Source organism: Thermostichus sp. OS-CIW-31, assembly GCF_054060305.1.
The window spans coordinates 267,918-286,087 of sequence record NZ_JBSSDA010000001.1; the positions used below are offsets into that span (position 1 = coordinate 267,918).

General features: G+C 59.6%; 18 protein-coding genes. 7 read left to right on the forward strand and 11 right to left on the reverse strand.

Translation table 11 applies throughout. From position 1 onward, the window contains the following. The first annotated feature begins 29 nt into the window (after nucleotides 1–29). Both ACVWY9_RS01250 and ACVWY9_RS01255 read left to right on the forward strand, forming a co-directional pair. Entirely contained in the window at nucleotides 30–1,589 is a 1,560-nt protein-coding gene (locus tag ACVWY9_RS01250; RefSeq protein ID WP_457387270.1) for a GldG family protein, read from the forward strand. A gap of 14 nt (nucleotides 1,590–1,603) precedes the next feature. Then, entirely contained in the window at nucleotides 1,604–3,079 is a 1,476-nt protein-coding gene (locus tag ACVWY9_RS01255) for a DUF4340 domain-containing protein (protein ID WP_457387271.1), read from the forward strand. Between the two features lie 13 nt (nucleotides 3,080–3,092). Here the strand turns inward: ACVWY9_RS01255 and ACVWY9_RS01260 are convergent, their stop codons facing one another. The 4 genes from ACVWY9_RS01260 to rpsF all read right to left on the reverse strand — a co-directional run bounded on the left by ACVWY9_RS01260 (nucleotide 3,093) and on the right by rpsF (nucleotide 5,333). After that, nucleotides 3,093–3,626 (reverse strand): universal stress protein, encoded by a 534-nt coding sequence (locus tag ACVWY9_RS01260; protein WP_414343284.1) that lies wholly within the window; start codon nucleotides 3,624–3,626, stop codon nucleotides 3,093–3,095. A gap of 212 nt (nucleotides 3,627–3,838) precedes the next feature. Continuing rightward, a complete protein-coding gene (locus ACVWY9_RS01265; protein ID WP_414373697.1) occupies nucleotides 3,839–4,543 on the reverse strand; it encodes a M14 family zinc carboxypeptidase in 705 nt (234 codons plus the stop codon). A gap of 27 nt (nucleotides 4,544–4,570) precedes the next feature. Then, nucleotides 4,571–4,969: a single-stranded DNA-binding protein gene (locus ACVWY9_RS01270; protein WP_414332102.1), complete on the reverse strand. Its 399-nt coding sequence runs from the start codon at nucleotides 4,967–4,969 to the stop codon at nucleotides 4,571–4,573. A gap of 73 nt (nucleotides 4,970–5,042) precedes the next feature. After that, nucleotides 5,043–5,333 carry a 30S ribosomal protein S6 gene (gene rpsF / locus ACVWY9_RS01275; protein WP_011433268.1) on the reverse strand — a complete coding sequence of 97 codons (291 nt, stop codon included), beginning with the start codon at nucleotides 5,331–5,333 and terminating at the stop codon, nucleotides 5,043–5,045. A gap of 231 nt (nucleotides 5,334–5,564) precedes the next feature. Between rpsF and ACVWY9_RS01280 the strand changes: the two genes are divergently transcribed. The 4 genes from ACVWY9_RS01280 (at nucleotide 5,565) to ACVWY9_RS01295 (ending at nucleotide 8,305) form a co-directional block, all read left to right on the forward strand. Then, nucleotides 5,565–5,810, forward strand: coding sequence for an acyl carrier protein (locus ACVWY9_RS01280; RefSeq protein ID WP_414343279.1), 246 nt, complete (start codon nucleotides 5,565–5,567; stop codon nucleotides 5,808–5,810). Nucleotides 5,811–5,843: 33 nt separating this feature from the next. After that, nucleotides 5,844–7,124, forward strand: coding sequence for a beta-ketoacyl-ACP synthase II (gene fabF, locus ACVWY9_RS01285; RefSeq protein WP_457387272.1), 1,281 nt, complete (start codon nucleotides 5,844–5,846; stop codon nucleotides 7,122–7,124). Between the two features lie 12 nt (nucleotides 7,125–7,136). Then, the gene (locus ACVWY9_RS01290; RefSeq protein WP_414343277.1) at nucleotides 7,137–7,406 is read left to right on the forward strand and encodes a hypothetical protein; all 270 of its coding nucleotides are present in this window, start codon (nucleotides 7,137–7,139) and stop codon (nucleotides 7,404–7,406) included. Nucleotides 7,407–7,483: 77 nt separating this feature from the next. Next, the gene (locus ACVWY9_RS01295; RefSeq protein WP_457387273.1) at nucleotides 7,484–8,305 is read left to right on the forward strand and encodes an HAD family hydrolase; all 822 of its coding nucleotides are present in this window, start codon (nucleotides 7,484–7,486) and stop codon (nucleotides 8,303–8,305) included. On the opposite strand, the gene queA is transcribed toward ACVWY9_RS01295, so the two are convergent. The 4 genes from queA to ACVWY9_RS01315 form a co-directional block, all read right to left on the reverse strand. Beyond that, nucleotides 8,302–9,480: a tRNA preQ1(34) S-adenosylmethionine ribosyltransferase-isomerase QueA gene (gene queA, locus ACVWY9_RS01300; RefSeq protein WP_457387274.1), complete on the reverse strand. Its 1,179-nt coding sequence runs from the start codon at nucleotides 9,478–9,480 to the stop codon at nucleotides 8,302–8,304. The genes ACVWY9_RS01295 and queA overlap by 4 nt on opposite strands. Before the next feature lie 83 nt (nucleotides 9,481–9,563). Then, nucleotides 9,564–10,145 carry a dCTP deaminase gene (gene dcd, locus ACVWY9_RS01305; RefSeq protein ID WP_011433274.1) on the reverse strand — a complete coding sequence of 194 codons (582 nt, stop codon included), beginning with the start codon at nucleotides 10,143–10,145 and terminating at the stop codon, nucleotides 9,564–9,566. A gap of 123 nt (nucleotides 10,146–10,268) precedes the next feature. Then, a complete protein-coding gene (locus tag ACVWY9_RS01310; RefSeq protein WP_414521783.1) occupies nucleotides 10,269–10,976 on the reverse strand; it encodes a cob(I)yrinic acid a,c-diamide adenosyltransferase in 708 nt (235 codons plus the stop codon). A gap of 1,073 nt (nucleotides 10,977–12,049) precedes the next feature. Then, a complete protein-coding gene (locus ACVWY9_RS01315) occupies nucleotides 12,050–13,261 on the reverse strand; it encodes a phosphodiester glycosidase family protein (protein ID WP_457387275.1) in 1,212 nt (403 codons plus the stop codon). Between the two features lie 336 nt (nucleotides 13,262–13,597). Here ACVWY9_RS01315 and ACVWY9_RS01320 point away from each other — a divergent pair, with 336 nt between their 5' ends. Next, nucleotides 13,598–14,524 carry a D-isomer specific 2-hydroxyacid dehydrogenase family protein gene (locus ACVWY9_RS01320; protein ID WP_457387276.1) on the forward strand — a complete coding sequence of 309 codons (927 nt, stop codon included), beginning with the start codon at nucleotides 13,598–13,600 and terminating at the stop codon, nucleotides 14,522–14,524. Between the two features lie 56 nt (nucleotides 14,525–14,580). On the opposite strand, the gene ACVWY9_RS01325 is transcribed toward ACVWY9_RS01320, so the two are convergent. From ACVWY9_RS01325 to gltX, 3 genes are all read right to left on the reverse strand, one after another. Beyond that, nucleotides 14,581–15,663 (reverse strand): isocitrate/isopropylmalate dehydrogenase family protein, encoded by a 1,083-nt coding sequence (locus ACVWY9_RS01325; RefSeq protein WP_457387277.1) that lies wholly within the window; start codon nucleotides 15,661–15,663, stop codon nucleotides 14,581–14,583. 167 nt (nucleotides 15,664–15,830) lie between these two features. After that, nucleotides 15,831–16,637, reverse strand: coding sequence for a GAF domain-containing sensor histidine kinase (locus tag ACVWY9_RS01330; protein ID WP_457387278.1), 807 nt, complete (start codon nucleotides 16,635–16,637; stop codon nucleotides 15,831–15,833). Between the two features lie 78 nt (nucleotides 16,638–16,715). After that, nucleotides 16,716–18,155, reverse strand: coding sequence for a glutamate--tRNA ligase (gltX, locus tag ACVWY9_RS01335; protein ID WP_457387279.1), 1,440 nt, complete (start codon nucleotides 18,153–18,155; stop codon nucleotides 16,716–16,718). Nucleotides 18,156–18,170 lie beyond the last annotated feature (15 nt).

Consider the following 18,170-nt stretch of genomic DNA (forward strand, 5'->3'; position numbering starts at 1 on the left):
TGGTGTTTGCGGCAGCGGTGCGGAGCATTATGAAGGACTGGCGCGCGTTAAAGGACTGGACAGGGATCCTGGGCATTGGCGTCATCGCCATTGGCCTGGTGGTGGGATCCGCCTTCACCGGTTGGACGGCTGTGCCCCTGAGCATGCTGGCAACAGGTTTGGCCCTGCTGGTGGCTTGGGGCATCACCCACCGGCAGGAGGTGGGGGTCTTCCTCGGTTTGCGTTCCACCCAGACCAACGCCAACATCCTGGTGGCGGTGGCGGCGATGGCCGTCATTCTAGTGCTGGTGAATGTGGTGGCGGTGCGCTACGACCTGCGGCTGGATCTCACCGAGGAGGGCCTGTTTACCCTGTCGCCCCAAACCCGGCAATTGGTGCAGGGATTGGTGCAACCGGTCAAAGTTTGGGTGGTCACCACTGCGCCGGATCCCAATCTGCGGGAACAACTGGAGCGCTATCGCCGCCTCAACCCCAACCGCTTCCAGTTTGAGTTTGTGGATCCCAACCGGGATCCCCTGACCATTCAGCGGCTGCAGGTGACCCAGAACAACACCCTGGTGGTGGAGGCCGGAGAAAGCCGGCAACAACTGCCTCAGCCCCCTGCCCCTGATCTGGAGAGCAAACTGACCCCCGTCCTGTCCAAAGTGGTCAACCGAGGGGAGTTGCTGGCCTATTTCGTGCAAGGGCACGGGGAAGTGGGGCTGCAAGCGAGGGAAGGTACTCCAACTCTGGCCCAGGCGGCGGCAGCCCTGGGTCAGGAAGGCTATCGGGTAGAGCCCCTCAACTTGGTGCAATCGGGGATCCCAGAGGATGCGAATGTCCTGGTGCTGGCGGGGCCACAGCGGGCTTTGTTCCCCGGCGAGGTGGAGAAACTGCAGGATTATCTGGCGAAAGGCGGACGGCTGCTGTTGCTGATCGGGCCGCGGGTGGATGCCGGCCTGGATCCCTTGCTGGAAGAGTGGGGCGTGGTCTTGGGGGATGACATCCTCATTGAGGTGAGCAGCGTCAGCCAACTGTTGGGGACAGGGCCGGCGGTTGCCCTGGTTACTACCTACGGGGATCACCCCATCACCGCCCCCTTGGCGGCCCAGCGGCTAATGACCCTGTTCCCCCTGGCCCGCTCTGTGGAAACCGAAGCCCGCGAAGGGATCCAAGCCACGCCCTTGCTGCGCACCGGCCCGCAAAGTTGGGGGGAGACCAGTCCTGACCTGGAAAGTGGCCCCTTGCAATTCGATCCGGATCAGGACAAGCCCGGCCCCCTCACCTTGGGTGTTGCTTTAACCCGCCGTTTGGACGCCGACCAGGCCGACACAGGATCCCCGCAGGAGGCCCGCCTGGTGGTGATCGGCAATGTCAACTTCGCCCTCAACGGCAACTTGCGGCAGCAGGGCAACCGGGATCTCTTCTTGAACACCCTCAACTGGCTGACTGAGCAAACGGAGCAGATCTCCATCCGCCCCAAATCCATCACGGATCGCCGTCTCACCCTGACCGGTCAAAACTTCCGCTGGCTGGTGCTGGGATCGACGGTGCTTTTGCCCTTGGCGGCCCTGGGATCCGGAGCTGCCCTGTGGTGGCAAAGACGGTAGGAGGAGAGTCCAGTATGTTCAAGCGAACCACCTGGGTTCTTTTGGGTTTGGCGGTGGCCTGTCTGCTGGGCTACTTCCTCTTGGACAACATCCAGCAACTGCGCCAGGAGCAACAGGCGGAGCGAGCGCGGCTGTTCCATTTTGCCACCGATACCATTGCCCGCATTGAAATCCGCCAACAGAAAGAGGGGGAACCCGTTCGCGGCAGCGGTGCGGAGCACTTGGAAATCCTTTTGGAGCGCACTCCGGAAGAAGAGGGATCCCGCTGGCGGATTGTCAGTCCCATTCAGTCAGCGGCGCTGGACTTCCCCATTGAGCAGTTGCTCAACACCTTCTCCCGCCTCACCCCCCAAATCACTCTGGAGGGGGTCACTGACCTGGCCGCTTTTGGCCTGGATCAGCCGCGACACCAAATCGCCCTTTTCCCCAAAGAAGGGGATCCCTACCGCCTAGCCATCGGCAACGACAACTTCGATGGCTCCGGCTTCTACGCCCAGCCCGAAGGGGGACAGGTGGTGCTTCTAAGCAGTGCCCAGAAGGGATCCCTGTTGCCCTCTCTCTTGGCTTTGCGGGACAAGACTTTGCTTCAGTTTGATACAGCCGAGGTGAAGGCCCTGCAAGTGCAGTTGGCAGAGGCGGAGCCGGAAGTTGTTCGCCTGCAGCGGCAAGACGTTCGCGCCAGCGGTGCGGAGCACTTTACTTGGCAGATTGTCCAGCCCCGCGAGCTGCCTGCCGATGACCTCAACGTCGATCGTCTGCTCAATACTTTGTCTCGCCTGCAAGCCGTGGAGTTCCCCGCCGAGACCAAAGACGAGCTCGCCCCCTATGGCCTGGAGCAGCCTTCCGCCCGCCTGACGGTGGAGCTGGAGGGCGGCAAAACCCTGAACGTCGCTTTGGGATCGGAGAAAGATGGCCAGGTGTACGTCATCACCTCTGAGCACCCGGCAGTAGCCACCTTGCTCACCTCCACCGCCGATATTCTCCGCTCTGACTTGGAAGAGCTGCGGGATCACCGCATTGCCCGCCTCAACGCCAACCAAGTGGGCCAAGTCACCTTAGAATCCCAAGGGGAAAAGGTCACCCTCACCCCTCGGCCTTCAGAGAAGGGATCCTTGGAGCTGCGCTGGGAAAACCCGGAGCGACCGGGCCAGCCTGTGGATCTCAGCTCTCTGTTCTCCAGCCTAAATGCTGCCCGCGCCAAGGAGTTTGTGGAACAGGCCGACGCGGAAGCCCAAAGGGTGTTGTCTGAGCCCGACCTACGGCTGACCTTTGAGCCCAAGCCTGACGCCGAGCAGGATCCCTTGGCCCTGAGCTTGGCCGCCTCTGGCTTGCGGGCCTATGTGCAAAGCAGCCGCCAGCCGGACATTGCCGTGATCGAGCTGAGCACCTTCAACAGCCTGGAAACCGAAGTGAATCGCCTCTTGGAAGGCCAGCCGGAGAGCAAGGACTCTGCCCCACTCACGCGACCAGATCCCACTCCCTCGCCCTAGAGTCCCTAGAGCCTTAGCCAGCAGAGGTAGCTGTCTTCTCCTCCGCGGTTTGGGTTGCTTTTTTCAGGGCTTCCCCTTGTATCGTCAACACCGAGCAGGGGGCGCGGTGGAGCACGTAGTTGCTGACGCTGCCCAGAAACAGCTCGCTCAGGCCGGAGTGGCCGCGGCGGCCCACCACCACCAAGTCCGCATCCCAAGAGCGGGCCAGATCGCAGATGACCCGACCGGGGTTGCCGTAGTTGAGGGTGTACTCAGCGCGGATCCCGTGCTCAGCCGCTTTCTCCACCAGCGAGCGCAGGTAGTCCATCTGGTTTTGCTCGAAGATGGCACATTGCTCCCGGTAGGACTGCCACAGCTCGGCGCTGATGGTGGAGCTGTAATCTACCCCCAGGATCATCGGCGGCTCTGGGGCGCCCGGCTCTTCCTGAGACAGAACATGGAGAATCATCATCTGGGCCTGCATGGCCTTGGCCACTTGGACGGCCTTTTGAAATACTCCCTGGCTCAGCTCCGACCGATCCACTGCCACCAAAATCCTGCTGAACATATTGGCTTCCTCCAGATGGCTAACAGAGGGACACAAGACAGAAGCAGCTTAACTTTGACTCATTCGACCCATCTTCCTTCGACTCAAAGTTCCTTTCTTCTTTGCCCTCATTCGTACCTATCTGTGTTGTAGAAGATTTGGGCGAGAAAACCCCCGAACATCTTGAATGAACCACCAGATTGGCAACGAAAGTTCAGAGATCTTGACACCGGTCAGAAGGCATCGCCCTGGGCCGCCCACTCCAACACCGCCTGCAGCGCCTCGGCCTGCTCTTGCCAGACTTGATCGAGGGGAGTGCCCCGCAGGATTTCCAGCGTTAGGGTTGGGATGTGCCGTTCCTGCCCCGCCCAAGTGCCCAGAGAACCGGGGGTGGGATAGCCAATGTCGGCGGCGACGGGCAAGCCGTTGCGAGCAGCCATCACCTGGGCCAGCTCAAGGGCAGGGCCGTTGTAGTTCACGCAGGGGTGCGCCTGGCAGGAGTGGGCAGAAAGGATAAACTGGGGCTGAATCCGGGCCAAACTCGTCAACAACACTTGCGTTTCGGGCTCGGAGCCTGGGGCCGATCCGGGCGGATAACGAGCTTCCAGAGAGGCCGGGATCCAATCTTGGGTGGGCAGATTGCGGTTGAGATCGACGCCGTTGGCATTGAGCCGTTGCCCCAAGGCACAGCCATCCGGGTTCAGGCGTGGGATCGCCCACAAGGTCGCCTTCCCGGCCAAGGATCCCCATTTCCCAGAAGCCACATAGCGCTCGATCAGGGCATAGCCCTCCACCTCATCCCCGTGTACCCCGCCGAGCAGCAGCAAGGAGCGGATCCCTTGGGTGAGCTGCCAAAGGTGAATGGGACGCCCCTGCACCGAGTAGCCGATGACCCGCAGGGATCCCAAAGGTTCACCCGCAGCAAGTTCCTGAGACATGGGGGATCCCGGCAAGTCTCGCAACCGTTAGAACGGGAGATCGTCCGGCTCCGGTGGGGAAACCACATCCCCCTCAGAGGATTCCACAATCGCCGGTTCGCCCATCCCCGTCAGGGAGAGAACGCGAGCGGATCCCAGCTGATGGACACGGCGCGCGGTGATCTCGGCCAGCTTTTCCTTGCGCCCATCTCGCTCCACCACATTCATGTGCAGTTGGCCTTCCACTGTGATTTGGTCGCCCACATGGCAGGTGTCCACCACCCTTTTGGCCAGTTCTCCAAAAGAGGAAACGCGCACCCGGTAGGGCGGCTCATCCGGGCGCAAGCTGGGAAAGCCAATCACCAAGGACGCAACAGCTAAGTTATCAGGGGTGTAGCGCAGCTCCGGCTCAGACAGAACCTCGCCCATCAACACAATCGAGTTCATAACGGAGCCATCCAGGGATAAGGGGCAGCTCAGGGCACTTCCATCATGCCCGCAGGCCAGGATGCCGTCAAACCTAGCCGACGCGGAGAGTCATGTGGCGCAGCACACTCTCGTTGATGCGCAGGTTTTTCTCCCAGGCAGCCACCGCATTGGGTTCGGCTTCGTAGTTGAACTGGATGTACAGACCCTCCTTGAACTTTTTCATCTCAAACCCGGCAAAGCGGCGCTTGCCCCTATTGGTAATCTCCACGTGGGTTACTCCGTTCTCTCGCAGGATTGCCTCCTGACTGCTGAGCAGTTGTTCGAGGGGTTCATCTGACAGATCAGGACGCACAATCAGCATCGTTTCGTAAGCGCGGGGCATGGAAGCAAGTTCTCCTTAGAATCCAGTGGTAGAGACGCAGTGGACTATACTAGCTTTTCTTTCCCACAACCGAAAAGGCTGCCGCCCAATTCCCATACCCTGGCCGCAGCAGCCAATGCAGGTGAGGCTGCTCACAAGAGGGGATCCATTGTCCGATACAATAGGGATTGCTTCATTGGCCGCTGGTTGGCCCGGCCAAGACACGCTGAATCGAGAGTTGGGATTCCAAGCATGAGCGCAGACGAAGTTTATAGCCGTGTTCGCAAGATCGTGTCCGATCAACTGGGCGTGGAAGATGACAAAGTGACCCCAGAAGCCAATTTCCAGAACGACCTGGGGGCCGACAGCCTTGATACGGTGGAGCTGGTCATGGCTTTTGAAGAGGAATTCGACCTGGAGATCCCCGATGAAGATGCAGAAAGGATCGCCACCGTGCAAGACGCTGTCAACTACATCCTCTCGAAGAAAGCTGCCTAATCTGCCTCCATACCCCTGGGCTAACACCGGACGATGGCTACTCTGGATCCCGCCACTGCTCTCAGGCCAACCCGCCGCGTTGTGATTACGGGGCTGGGCGCGGTCACCCCCATCGGCAACTCTCCTGCCGAGTTTTGGCAGAGCCTGCTGGCAGGGCGCTGCGGCATTGGGCCGATTACCCATTTTGATGCCTCCCGCCACGATTGCCGTATTGCCGGAGAGGTGAAGGGATTTGATCCCCTCGACTACTTGGATCGCAAGGATGTCAAGCGCACCGACCGCTTTGTGCACCTGGCGATGGCGGCCACCCGGCAAGCCTTGGAGGACGCCGACTTTCGCATCACCGCTCTCAACGCTGAGCAAGTGGGGGTGATCTTGGGCACCGGCATCGGCGGCATCCGCGTCTTGGAAGAGCAGCAGACCATCTATCTGCAGAAAGGGCCGGATCGCTGTAGCCCCTTCATGGTGCCCATGATGATCGCCAATATGGCTGCGGGTCACCTGGCCATTCATTTTGGCGCCAAAGGCCCCAATTCCTGCACAGTTACGGCCTGTGCCTCTGGCTCCAACGCCATTGGCGATGCCTTTCGGCTCATCCAGAGGGGAGAGGTGCAAGCGGCGATTACAGGTGGCACGGAAGCGGCGGTCACCCCTTTGTCCATGGCGGGGTTCAGTGCCATGAAGGCCCTTTCCACCCGCAACGACACCCCGGAGCAAGCCTGTAGGCCCTTCGATCGGGATCGGGACGGCTTTGTCATGGGGGAAGGAGCAGGGATCCTGGTGCTGGAGGAGTTGGAGCACGCCCGCGCCCGCGGGGCCAAGATCTATGCGGAGATAGTCGGCTATGGCCTCACCTGCGATGCCCACCACATGACCAACCCTGCCCCCGGCGGCGAGGGAGCGGCCCGGGCGATGCGGCTGGCCCTCAAGGATGCCGGGCTTCAGCCTGGGGATGTGCAACACATCAATGCCCATGCCACCAGCACCCCTGTAGGGGATATCGCCGAGGTCCAGGCCATCAAGTCGGTCTTTGGCGAGCATGCCCCCCGTTTAGCCATCAGCGCCACCAAGTCCATGACCGGCCACCTGTTGGGGGGAGCGGGCGGCATTGCCACGGTGGCCACAGCTTTGGCCATCCACCACGGCTGGGTTCCTCCCACCCTCAACTTGGACAACCCCGATCCCGAGTGCGAAGGGCTGGATTTTGTCCCCCACAAGGGGCGGCAGATGGCTGTTGAGGCCGCTTTGGTGAATGCCTTTGGGTTTGGTGGGCACAACGTCACGCTGGCCTTGCGCCGCTACTCTCCCGCTTGAAGGGCTTGGCCTATGTCTTCTCCCGAAAGTTCACTGCCCTCAGTTCGCCAACAGGCCTTGGCCGCTTTGACGGCGGAGCTGGCGCAGCAAGGCCACCCGCCCGAATATGCCCAGCACATGGCAGCGGCGGTTATTTTTCAAGCGGATTTGGATCTGTGTGCAGCTCAATTGGCGCGGGTGCTCAGTTGGCTGAAGCAAAACCATCCTCAGCTCTATCCAGAGGCGGTGCAATTGGTGGACGCCACCCGCGAAGAGTTCGAGCGTCGCGTTCAAAATGGATAGACAAGCCATCTGCTGTGATCTGAAGCAGGGATCCGGCAGTTGGGTTGCGGTCGTTAGCAGAGGGTGATGTCGCCCATATGGGGCTGCAAGGGGTGATCTTGAGCTGGAGTGGGGTGGTGGCCGATGACGAGAGCCTGCACCTACAGGCCATCAACCAACTGCTGGTGGAAGAGAACCTGCGCCCCTGGAACCTGTGCTGGCCGAAGTCGGGATCCCCTGGGCAGCGGGAGCTTTACCGGCTGCAATACCTGGGCCGACCGGATCGAGAGCGCCTGCCGGCTCTGTGGGGGGAGCAGGGGCGGGTGCTCAACCCCAAGCAGCTGGAAGAGCTGCTGAAACGCAAGGCCCTATACTACCAGCAAGCTTTGCAGGGGCAGAGGGAATTGCCTCTCATTCCCGGTTTGGCGGAAACTTTGGAGACGCTGGAGCGGCTGCAACTGAAGGTCGGCCTGCTGTGCGGCCAATCGGCAGCCGAGGTGGCCGCTTTTCTAGAGCGCTTCCAGCCATGCTGCCCGGCCCTGATGCGGTTGACCGATGGGGGATCCTACCGAGTGACGGGGGATGATGCAGGCCCAATGCTTTCCCCAGGACACTTGCACCGCCTGCTTTTGCAGCGGATGGAATTGCCTGCCCAGGAGTGCTTGAGCATTGAGGCCACCTACCCCGGCATTCAGGCAGCCCGTTCGGCAGGGATCCCAGTCCTGGCGCTGGCTACCTTCTTTCCTCTGCACATGCTGCAGCGGCGGGCCAATTGGGCGGTGGACGGCTACCACCAGGTGGAATGGGATCGCATCCGGAACTGGTTTGCCGGCGGGCAAGACCGTCCTTCGACCCCAGTTGAAGGAGAGGCGGAGGCCGGTTCCTTCAAGGGATCCCAGGGAGGTCAGCCCCAGCCCTAGGGCAGGATCAGCATGCCATCCCCAAAGGAATAGAAGCGATACCCCTGGTCGACGGCCTCTCGGTAGAGATCCAGCAGCCTTTGCCGCCCGATCAGCGCAGCCACCAGCATCATCAGGCTGGAGCGGGGCAGATGAAAATTGGTGACCAGTCCTTGAATCACCCGCCAGGAGTAGCCGGGGTAGATGAATAGATCGCTTTTCCCCTGCCAAGGCTGCAAGGTGCCAGAGGCTGCCGCGGTTTCCAAAGAGCGCACCACAGTCGTTCCCACCGCGATCACCCGCCCCCCTCGGGCTTGGGCTTTTTGGATGGCTGCCACCGTTTCTGCCGGCACCTTGAGCCACTCGCTGTGGAGACGATGCTCGGTTACCCGCTCCGCTTCCACCGGTCGGAAGGTACCCAGGCCGATGTTCAGGGTGATGTAGGCCGTTTGGATCCCTTTTTGGGCCAGCCGCTCCAGCAGCTCCTGGGTAAAGTGCAGCCCTGCCGTGGGAGCAGCCACCGAGCCGGGGTGTTTGGCCCAGAGGGTTTGGTAGTCTTCAGGGCGAACTTGTCCTGAGCCCGGGGATCCGGAAGCCTTGATGTAGGGAGGCAGCGGGATCCGGCCCACCTGCTCTAGGATTTCCTCAAAAGGCTGTGCCCCCTCCCACTCAAACTGCACCACTCGCCCGCCGGTTTCCAGATCCAAAGCCAGAATGGTGGCCCTCAGCCCAGAGGGGGATCCCTGCTTGCTCCAAAAACCAATCCGATCCCCCACCTTCACCCGTTTGCCCGGCCTGACCAAAACCCGCCAGTTCCACGCCTGATCCGGCAGAGGTTGGGCGGCGGCAGGGATCCCTTCCAGGCAAGGCTCCAGCAGCAACACTTCGACCCGCGCCCCAGAGGGTTCCTTAGCCCCGAACAGGCGGGCCGGGATCACCTTGGTATCGTTGAGAACCAGCAGATCCCCTTCCTGCAGGTAGTCAGGCAGATGGCAGAAGCGGCGATGCTCGTGCCTATCCGGGTACACCACCAGCATCCGCGCCTGATCCCTGGGCTCCACCGGCGTTTGCGCAATCCGATCTGGAGGGAGGGTGTAGTCGTAGGAAGCTGTGAGCAGATCGGGATTGGACTCCCTATCGCCCAAAGACTCAGCCTCACCGGGGGGAGCGGCAGCAGGCGAAAAAGAGTCAGGCATGGAGATGAATCAAGATGGGGTTCTACGTGGATCCAGCATAGCCAACCGGATCCCGCCAACCCTCTCCCTTTTGAGGGAAGCAGCTAAACCTTGGCCACCACCACCTGCTGCGGCTGATCCTGATACTTGCCGGCGCGGTCGGCGTAGGTCACTTGGCAGGGATCCCCTTCCAGAAACAGAAGCTGGACCACCCCTTCGTTGGCGTACACACGGCAGTCGGCGCTAGAGGCGTTGGAAAACTCCAGGGTGAGATAACCCCGCCATCCCGCCTCAGCGGGCGTCAGGTTGGCAATCAGGCCCACCCTGGCATAGGAAGATTTGCCAATGCAGATCACGGTAATGTTATCCGGAACTTGCAGCCGCTCCAAAGACACCCCCAACCCATAGGAGTGGGCCGGGATGATAAAGTAATCCCCCATCTCGTCGTGGTGCAGCTCCACCGCTTCCAGATTCTTGGGGTTAAACCGCTTGGGATCCACCACTGTGCCGGGCACATGGCGGAAGATCTTGAACTCCACCGGCGACAAGCGGATGTCGTAGCCGTAGGAAGACAGCCCGTAACTCAAAACGGGCCGAGATTCAACAGCGCGCACCAGCTCAGGACAGAAGGGCTCGATCATCCCTCGCCGCGCTTGCTCACAGATCCAGCGGTCGTTTTTCAACATGGCTACAGCCGGCTTCCTGGAGAGTGAGGGCACATCTGGTGGACAAGCTCCAGTCTTATTGGGACTCCGCCCCCCTGATGCGACCCGTGTTGCCTAGGTCTTTCGGAGCGGAAACTGTTTGCGCTAGCGGTGCGGAGCAACATGGGCTGCTGTAGGCATAGCACCTGTGCCGCTGACTTGAGGGGGATCCAGAGAACAGGCAACATTCCCATCGGCAGTGCGCAGCCCTGGGCCTGGGATGCCACGTAGGCGCAGCTGCGTGATCAAGTCGGCCCGCTCCAGAAACGAATCTGGCATCTCCGGCCCGGTGATCACCATGTCCATGGAGATGGGGCGTTGGTCGATTAAGCTCAGCACTTCCGCTTCTGGGATCAGGCCCAACTTCACAGCCAAGCTCAGCTCATCCAACACCACCAAGTCATAGCGGCCACTCCTGACAGCCTCCTGGGTAAATTGCCACAGCTCATCCAATGCCACCCGCTCCTCAGGCTCTAGGTGAGGTGTATCGATGCACCGGTGCAGGCGACAACGAACCCACTCCAAGGATCTGCCCAGGGAGAGACGATTTGCGGGCCCCTGATTGATCCCACCCTTGAGAAATTGCACGATCAGCACCCGCGTTCCCTGGCCTGCCAAGCGCATCGCCTGAGCCATGACGGGCGTAAACATGCCCCGGCTGGGGTGGGTGTAAAGCTGCAGGGATCCCTGGGGAACCAACTGGGCGGAGAGGGATCCATTCTGCTGAAGGAAAAGCTCGCCGGCAGCAGGGCTGGCTTGAGCCGCAGGCTGTTTGGCGCGGGCTACAGGAGCGGCATCCTTGGAGGAAGGCATAGGATTTGGAGAAGCAGTGCAAACCACGTTCTATCTCGCGAGCAGGCTAGAGAACACGGCCCTAGGTTATAGGGCCTACAAGTGGTGGAGAGCGTCGGCTATGGATTCCATGAAACACCACCTGTGCGTATCCGTCAATGAGTCGGTTCTGCTTCCGGCCAGCATACAAATCATCCCCAATAGAGTAATAGAAAGTACAATTCTTGCCCATCCTAGCCTTTTGGTACAAGAGGCAATACCTGAAAAGCTTTGACAGGGGATCTCAATAAAATTTCAGGCCTAGCCCAGAAGCTTGTGTGTGGGGCTATCTCACTTGAGTATAGAGGTGCTCTATAAAAATTTGAGAAAAAGATCAATTTCTTCCAAATAAGATTAACTCTCACAAACAGGAATGCCAGTACCAGCAGCCCACCCACGAGAGAGGAGCAAGGGTCAACCTACCCCAAAAGCCTTGTCCACCAGGAGAGATAGTCATTTTTAAAATAAATATACATTTGGTCGGGAGCCGGGTAGGCCTACACATTAGCGAACATTCGTAGTAGAGAGAATTGTAACCAAAAGTCCAAGGAGTTAATTTCTAACCTCGAGAGTGAAGAAATATAAATTCGTCAATCATCTTCGTCAAAAAATGGATTATTGACAATACTTTTTTGAAAACCAGCATCTGATTTAGCAGAAGCGTAAAGAATTGCGTGCCTTTTATACTCTGAGGTCGTCTTCTTCAAGAGATCGCCTCTTTGATCATTCTTCTTACCGGTCTCAAGGCCAATGTTTTCTACTTAATTTAATCTCTATTTCTGTTATGAGAATGAGCATTGGGCGTTCAGTTTGGATCCCACTTAAGATTGACCTGCACAAGCTCCGGAGCTTTGGGTGCTGAGATTGCCGGGATCCCATTGCGCAATCAAAGCCGAGTCCTTCCTCTGGCGAGGAGAGATTTTTGTTGAGAAGGTAGATCCAATCCTGGAGAATACTTGACCCCTCATCCAATCAGCCAGAAAGTCCGGGGATCCCACCCTCGATCCCTGGATCAAAGGGAAAAGACTCCATCCCGCCGGCACAAAAGTTTTCTGTCACCGACTTGGGCTTGGGAAAAACCCTAGGCCATTGTGAACTCGGGGTGTGCGCCGCCGGGAGGGACTGGGATCCGTCTCGCTGTTGAGTGGGCTGGCTTCTGGGTGTCGGTGTTCCAAATTGACGGCTTCTCCCCCCAGCACCAAGGTGGAAGCATTGCCCCCATCCAAGTTCAGGGCATGGCGACAGCCCAATTGCTGCATCAACTGTGCCATCTCCAGCAGGGTGAGCCCTTGATTTTCCTGGGCATTGCCGGCGGTAACCAGCAGCAAATGTCCGCTGTCCAGTTGGCCGATGGCACTGCGGGCGGCTCGCTGCCGGCGAAAGAGAGGCTGAAATCCCTCCAATCGGGCATCCAAAACCACCTGTCCATCCAAGAGCAAGAGCGGCCCTGCGCCCAAGAGGTGAGGATAGGCTTCCAGCTCAGGCGGATCCAAGCGCAGATAAAAGCTGAGGCGATCCCCAGGAACCAGCTTGCGGGCTTCTAGGGCACCTTCTAGCCCCCGCCCTGCCAATACATACCCCTCACTGGGAATCTGTACCGTTAAACTGCCGGCCAGGCCAGCCATCAGAATCTCTTGCACCCGATCCTCCCGCACCATCACGAGCATTTCGTCGTCCGTTTGGGTGGTGTAGGTGGATCCCCAGTCGGGGGTGAACTGGGAGATGCCAGGCAGGATATAGCCTGTATTGATGCCCACCACCGGGATCCGGTCCCCAATGTCATTGCGCAGCTCTGCTTGCATCTGCAGACGGGCAAAGCGCACGGATCCCCCTTCTTGCCCTGCCGTCCCATCCGACCAGGCGATGACCCCACGACCCAAAATGGGGCTGGAGATCCAACGGCCATCCCGACGAATTGCCCCCAGCGGCTGACGGGTGTTGCGGTTGAAAAACCCACCGTTAATGGCGGCTACTGCTCCCTGTTCGGGGCCAAAGGAAGACAGCTCCCCCAGACCCACCAGCCCCGCAGGTGCAGCCCAGATAGGCCGCAGTTGGCCCGCTGCGAGAGAAATGACCACGATGGAAACGGGGATCCGATTGTCTCCAACCCAAACCTCCTTCTGGTACAAAGGGATCCCTTGCACCACCCGCACCGGCTGCACACCGAGGGTCACCTGAGCTTGAGCAGCCACGCTGGGCAAAAAGAGAGCAGCAGTGCAGGCTAACCCCCAGCCCATGACCCAGGCGCTCAGCTTGGTTTTGGACATGTCTTCACGTCTTTAGGGCTTCACCATTGTCATTGGGAGATGATTATCCCCCTGCGGCAAAGGTTCCCATCACAATGAGCGACAACAGGATCCCGGGAAAGAGCAGCGTCACCAAGATCAGCAGTTCGGATAGGGTCATTGGGGAATGCTACCTACTTAAGGATTGAGCCAACACAGCAGCCCTAATTTTCACCCTAGCGATCCTATGGAAGTGGCCCAGGATCCCTTTGGGATCCCTTAACACTCGATCACCGGTTTTTGCGGCTGCCCGTGCATGCCATCTCTCGCTCTGCCGACAGTATCCTGGCAAGGGGAAAGCCTTATCCAACGGTTCCTATGGGCATCCAAGGCAAACGCATTGCCGTCGAACCCGGCCATCTTCGCCCCTGGCTCAAAGAGGCTGTTTTGGCAGGGGGTGGCGAAATTGTGCCCCTGGCAGAAGCAGAAGCCTTGGTCTGGGCCGATGCCTTTGATGTGCCCGGCCTGAAGTGCTGTCTGGCGGAAGGGAAAGGGATCCGCTGGGTGCAGTTGCCCTGGGCGGGGGTAGAGCCTTTTGTCCGGGCAGGGGTTTTGCATCCTGCCTATGTGTGGACTTGTGGCAAGGGAGTCTATGCTCAACCGGTGGCAGAACATGCCTTGGCCTTGACCTTGGCCGGCTTGCGCGACTTGAAGATCCGCGCCTTGGCCCAAACTTGGCAGGAGGGCTCCGGTACCAGCCTCTGGGGTAGCCGTGTGGTCATTTTTGGGGCCGGGGGCATCGCCCAAGAGTTGATCAAGCTGTTGCAGCCTTTTCAGTGCTCCATCGACGTGGTGCGTCGCAAGGCGGATCCCTTGCCGGGGGCCACGCGGGTGGTGACACTCGCGGAACGGCAAACGGTGTTGGCAGGGGCAGATGTGGTGATCCTGGCTTTGGCCCTCACGCCGGAAACCGAGGGGATCATCGCCCAAGCTGAGTTGGAGCAGATGGGATCCCAGTGCTGGCTGGTGAATGTGGCGCGAGGCAAGCACATCGTGACCCCCGACTTGGTGGCCGCCCTGCAGCAGAGGGTCATTCGCGGGGCCGCCTTGGATGTCACGGATCCCGAGCCCCTACCGGATGGGCATCCCCTCTGGAGCTTGCCCAACTGCCTGATTACCCCCCACACTGCTCTTACCGATGCCATGATTGTCCCAGCCCTCTCTAAGCGGGTGCGAGAAAATGTGCGGCGCTTCCGGGCCGGGGATCCCTTGCTAGGGGTGGTGGATCCGGTTTTGGGGTATTGAGTCCTCTAGCCCCCCTCCCTTGGGGAGCCTGGGATCAGAACATTTGGCGCCAAACCCTACTGCGAAGCCATCTCCCGCACGCGGGCAGCAATGGCCTTGGCCATTTCCTGAGTGCCGACGGGATCCCCTGTGGCCAGGTCATAGGTGACCTGCTTGCCCTCGGCGATCACCGCCTGCACCGCCGCCTCCACCCTTGCGGCAGCCTCTCGCTCTCCTAGGTAGCGCAGCATCATCGCCCCGGAGAGGATCAGAGCGCAGGGGTTGACTTTGTTTTGGCCAGCGTACTTGGGAGCAGAGCCGTGAATGGCCTCAAAAACCGCAATGCCGTCGCCGATGTTGGCCCCCGGCGCCACCCCCAGCCCGCCGATCATCCCCGCGCACAAGTCGGAAATGATGTCCCCATAGAGGTTGGTGAGCACCAGCACATCGTAGAGCTGCGGCTTTTGCATCAGTTGCATGCACATGTTGTCCACGATGCGATCTTCAAACTCGATGTCGGGATACTCCTGGGCCACCTCCCGCGCCACCTGCAGAAACAAGCCATCGGTGAATTTCATGATGTTGGCTTTGTGCACTGCCGTCACCTTCTTGCGGCCATTCTGGCGGGCGTACTCAAAGGCAAATTTGACAATGCGGCGGCTGCCGAAGTCCGAAATGGGCTTGATGCCGATGGCGGATCCCTCGCGGATGGGTTTGCCGGAAAGGCGCATCATTTCCTCCCGCGCCTGGATGGCTTCCGGCGTGCCCCGTTCAAACTCGATCCCGGCATAGAGATCTTCGGTATTTTCCCGCACCACCACTAGGTCGATGTCTTGAAAAGGGCTTTTGACACCGAGCATGGATTTGGCCGGGCGCAGATTGGCGTAGAGATCCAGCTCCTTGCGAATGGCTACGTTGACCGAACGAAAGCCAGTACCTACGGGAGTGCCAATCGGCCCTTTGATCGCCACTTTGGTTTCCCGAATGGACTCCAACACCTGGGGCGGCAAGGGGGTGCCGTATTTTTCAATCACCTCCACCCCTGCCTCTACCGGGATCCATTCCAACCCAACCCCGGTAGCCTCCAAGACCGTGGTCATCGCCTTGGCCACTTCCGGGCCGATGCCATCCCCAGGGATCAAAGTCACACGATAGGCCACAGATGCTTCTCCTCGCAGTGTTAACGACAGCGCAAAAACTCCGTCCTGCCGGCGTGAGAGGATCCCTCCACCAGACAGGTTAGAGAACCGGGAACCCTTGAGCTTAAATGACTATAGAACAGGTTGAGACTGAAAATGCTGCGTCTGCTACCTCAGAAAAGGGGGGGCTAGCCGCAAGATCGGGGACTCGGCGGCAGAGGGACTCGCAGCTCTACAACTGTGCCACTGCCAAAGCGGCGATTACGCCAAGCAATGCTTGCCCCGATCAACTCGGCTCGGTAGCGCATGTTGAGCAACCCGTGTCCATGGCCAGACGGCTGGGCGGGATCCACCCCACTCTTGGACGCCGGCATACCGCAGCCATCGTCGATGATCTTCAGCTCCAAGTGGGTGTAGGGAGCCTGAGGGTTGATAGAGGAACCGGCGTCCTGTTGCGCCTTGGGCTGAATGATGAGATCGATGCGCCCTGCCCCCGCGTGTTTGACAATCAGAAAGCTGGCTTCCAGAGGTGTCCGGCTCAGCAGAGCCAAAGCCCCCAGCCGCTCCTCCCCCCGGTTAATCGGGTAGGCAACAAAGCCTCGCAAGCCATTGGCCTTCACCCACTCCGGGGCGGGCATCCAGGCTTCTTGGGTGGGATTGTTGCTCAAAAGCGGCAGACCCTCCTGAGCCACCCGTCCCAAAGGGCTGTCGTCAGGGTAGATCCGCTGAATTTGGTCATGAGCAGGACTGAGCAGGCCGGCATGGGCCACCGACTGAAAACATCCTTCCTGCGGGTCGAAAAACCAAAGGCGAGCTGAGGCTGCACCCAGACGATCCACCATCTGCCGTACCAAGGTCTGGGCCAACTTGAGCACACACTGCTCCAGCTCCCTCGTCTCTACAGAGTCCGAAGAGGATGGGGAAGACAACTGAGAAGAGAGCAGCACCAGTTCTTGGACAATTTGGTTTGCAGCCTGTAGCTGGCCTAGCAGCATAGGATCCCATCGCGGCAGCGGTGCGGAGCACTTTCAACAGAGGCAACCGAAGGCTTAACAGCAAGAGATAAACTTCTATCAACAAGAAACCAACTTCTGCACAGCCTCTAACCGCCCCAAGGCCCAGCCCCGCCGCTGGAGAAGGGCAAAAGATTCCAGCAAATCCGGCCCCTGCAGATCCCCTGTCAGGGCGGCCCGCAAACTCTTCATCAGCAGGCCCTTTTTCATGTTCTGGCCCTTGGCCACCTGATCCACCAGCGGTTTTAAGCTGTCCGCCGAAACCTGGGGCAGCTCGGCAGCAGCCAGCGTGGCAGCCATAGCAGCCATAGCCTCTGCCACCCCAGGCAGGCGCAACTGTTCCAGAGCTGGCAACGTGTAGCTGAGGGGCTCCTGAAACAAAAAGCGGCTGAGCGGAGGAGCCTCTGCCAGGCGGTCGATACCATCGGCAATCAGGCGGGCCACATCTTCCAACCAGGTGGGATCCGGCACTCCGGAAAGGTCAAACCCTGCCGCCTGCCAAAAGGGGGTGAGCCGCTCCACCAGTTCTGGCGGGGAAAGCCGCTTGATGTACTGGCTGTTGATCCAGTTGAGCTTGTCCCAGTCAAAGCGGGCAGCCGCACGGTTAACCCGGTCAAAGTCGAACAGCGCAGCCGCCTTTTCCAGAGAGAAAAGCTCTTCTCCATCTGGAGGAGACCAACTGAGCAAGGCCAAATAGTTCTTGAGAGCTTCCGGCAAAAAGCCCAGTTGCTGGAACTCTGCTACCGAAGTTGCCCCATCCCGTTTGGAGAGCTTTTTCCCCTCCGGGTTCAGGATTAGCGGAGAATGGGCAAACTGGGGAGGTTCGTGGCCAAGAGCACGGTAGAGCAAAATCTGCTTGGGGGTATTGCCGATGTGATCTTCGCCGCGAATCACATGGGTGATGCCCATGTCAATATCATCCACCACCACCGCCAAGTTGTAGAGAGGGTAGCCATCCGCTCGGGCAATGACCATGTCTCCTCCCAAATCCTGGGTGTTCCAGGTAATGGGGCCGCGGATGAGATCCACCCAAGACACCTCTAGGGGCTCCTCGATTTTGAAGCGGATCACTGGCTGCCGACCCTCGGCTTCGTAGGCCCGTCGCTGGGCTTCGGTGAGAAAGCGGTGGCGGTTGTCGTAGCGGGGGGCTTTGCCGGCAGCCTTCTGGGCAGCGCGCATCTCCTCCAGCTCTGCCTCGCTGACGTAGCAGCGGTAGGCCAGCCCTTGATCTAGAAGCTGCTGCACCACTGCTTGGTAGCGCTCGATGCGCTTGGATTGGTAGATCGGCCCTTCATCCCAGTCCAGACCCAACCAGGCCAGGCCTGCCAAAATATTGCGGGTGTAGCGGGGCAAAGAGCGGTCGCGGTCGGTGTCCTCGATGCGCAAAATGAACCGGCCACCGTGGCGACGGGCATACAGCCAGTTGAACACTGCCGTCCGGGCGGTGCCGATGTGCAGATTTCCAGTTGGACTGGGGGCAAGGCGAACACAAACACTCACAGGTCTAAGGATCCC

Bases quoted from the DNA above. Each gene is read 5' to 3' on its own strand.
- ACVWY9_RS01290 (WP_414343277.1), top strand. From the start codon at position 7,137: ATGTCTTCTCCCGAAAGTTCACTGCCCTCAGTTCGCCAACAGGCCTTG.
- queA (WP_457387274.1), bottom strand. From the start codon at position 9,480: ATGCCTGACTCTTTTTCGCCTGCTGCCGCTCCCCCCGGTGAGGCTGAG.
- ACVWY9_RS01330 (WP_457387278.1), bottom strand. From the start codon at position 16,637: ATGCTGCTAGGCCAGCTACAGGCTGCAAACCAAATTGTCCAAGAACTG.
- ACVWY9_RS01255 (WP_457387271.1), top strand. From the start codon at position 1,604: ATGTTCAAGCGAACCACCTGGGTTCTTTTGGGTTTGGCGGTGGCCTGT.
- ACVWY9_RS01280 (WP_414343279.1), top strand. From the start codon at position 5,565: ATGAGCGCAGACGAAGTTTATAGCCGTGTTCGCAAGATCGTGTCCGAT.
- ACVWY9_RS01295 (WP_457387273.1), top strand. From the start codon at position 7,484: ATGGGGCTGCAAGGGGTGATCTTGAGCTGGAGTGGGGTGGTGGCCGAT.
- ACVWY9_RS01270 (WP_414332102.1), bottom strand. From the start codon at position 4,969: ATGAACTCGATTGTGTTGATGGGCGAGGTTCTGTCTGAGCCGGAGCTG.
- ACVWY9_RS01260 (WP_414343284.1), bottom strand. From the start codon at position 3,626: ATGTTCAGCAGGATTTTGGTGGCAGTGGATCGGTCGGAGCTGAGCCAG.
- ACVWY9_RS01265 (WP_414373697.1), bottom strand. From the start codon at position 4,543: ATGTCTCAGGAACTTGCTGCGGGTGAACCTTTGGGATCCCTGCGGGTC.
- ACVWY9_RS01310 (WP_414521783.1), bottom strand. From the start codon at position 10,976: ATGCCTTCCTCCAAGGATGCCGCTCCTGTAGCCCGCGCCAAACAGCCT.
- ACVWY9_RS01315 (WP_457387275.1), bottom strand. From the start codon at position 13,261: ATGTCCAAAACCAAGCTGAGCGCCTGGGTCATGGGCTGGGGGTTAGCC.
- fabF (WP_457387272.1), top strand. From the start codon at position 5,844: ATGGCTACTCTGGATCCCGCCACTGCTCTCAGGCCAACCCGCCGCGTT.
- dcd (WP_011433274.1), bottom strand. From the start codon at position 10,145: ATGTTGAAAAACGACCGCTGGATCTGTGAGCAAGCGCGGCGAGGGATG.
- ACVWY9_RS01250 (WP_457387270.1), top strand. From the start codon at position 30: ATGAAGGACTGGCGCGCGTTAAAGGACTGGACAGGGATCCTGGGCATT.
- rpsF (WP_011433268.1), bottom strand. From the start codon at position 5,333: ATGCCCCGCGCTTACGAAACGATGCTGATTGTGCGTCCTGATCTGTCA.
- ACVWY9_RS01320 (WP_457387276.1), top strand. From the start codon at position 13,598: ATGGGCATCCAAGGCAAACGCATTGCCGTCGAACCCGGCCATCTTCGC.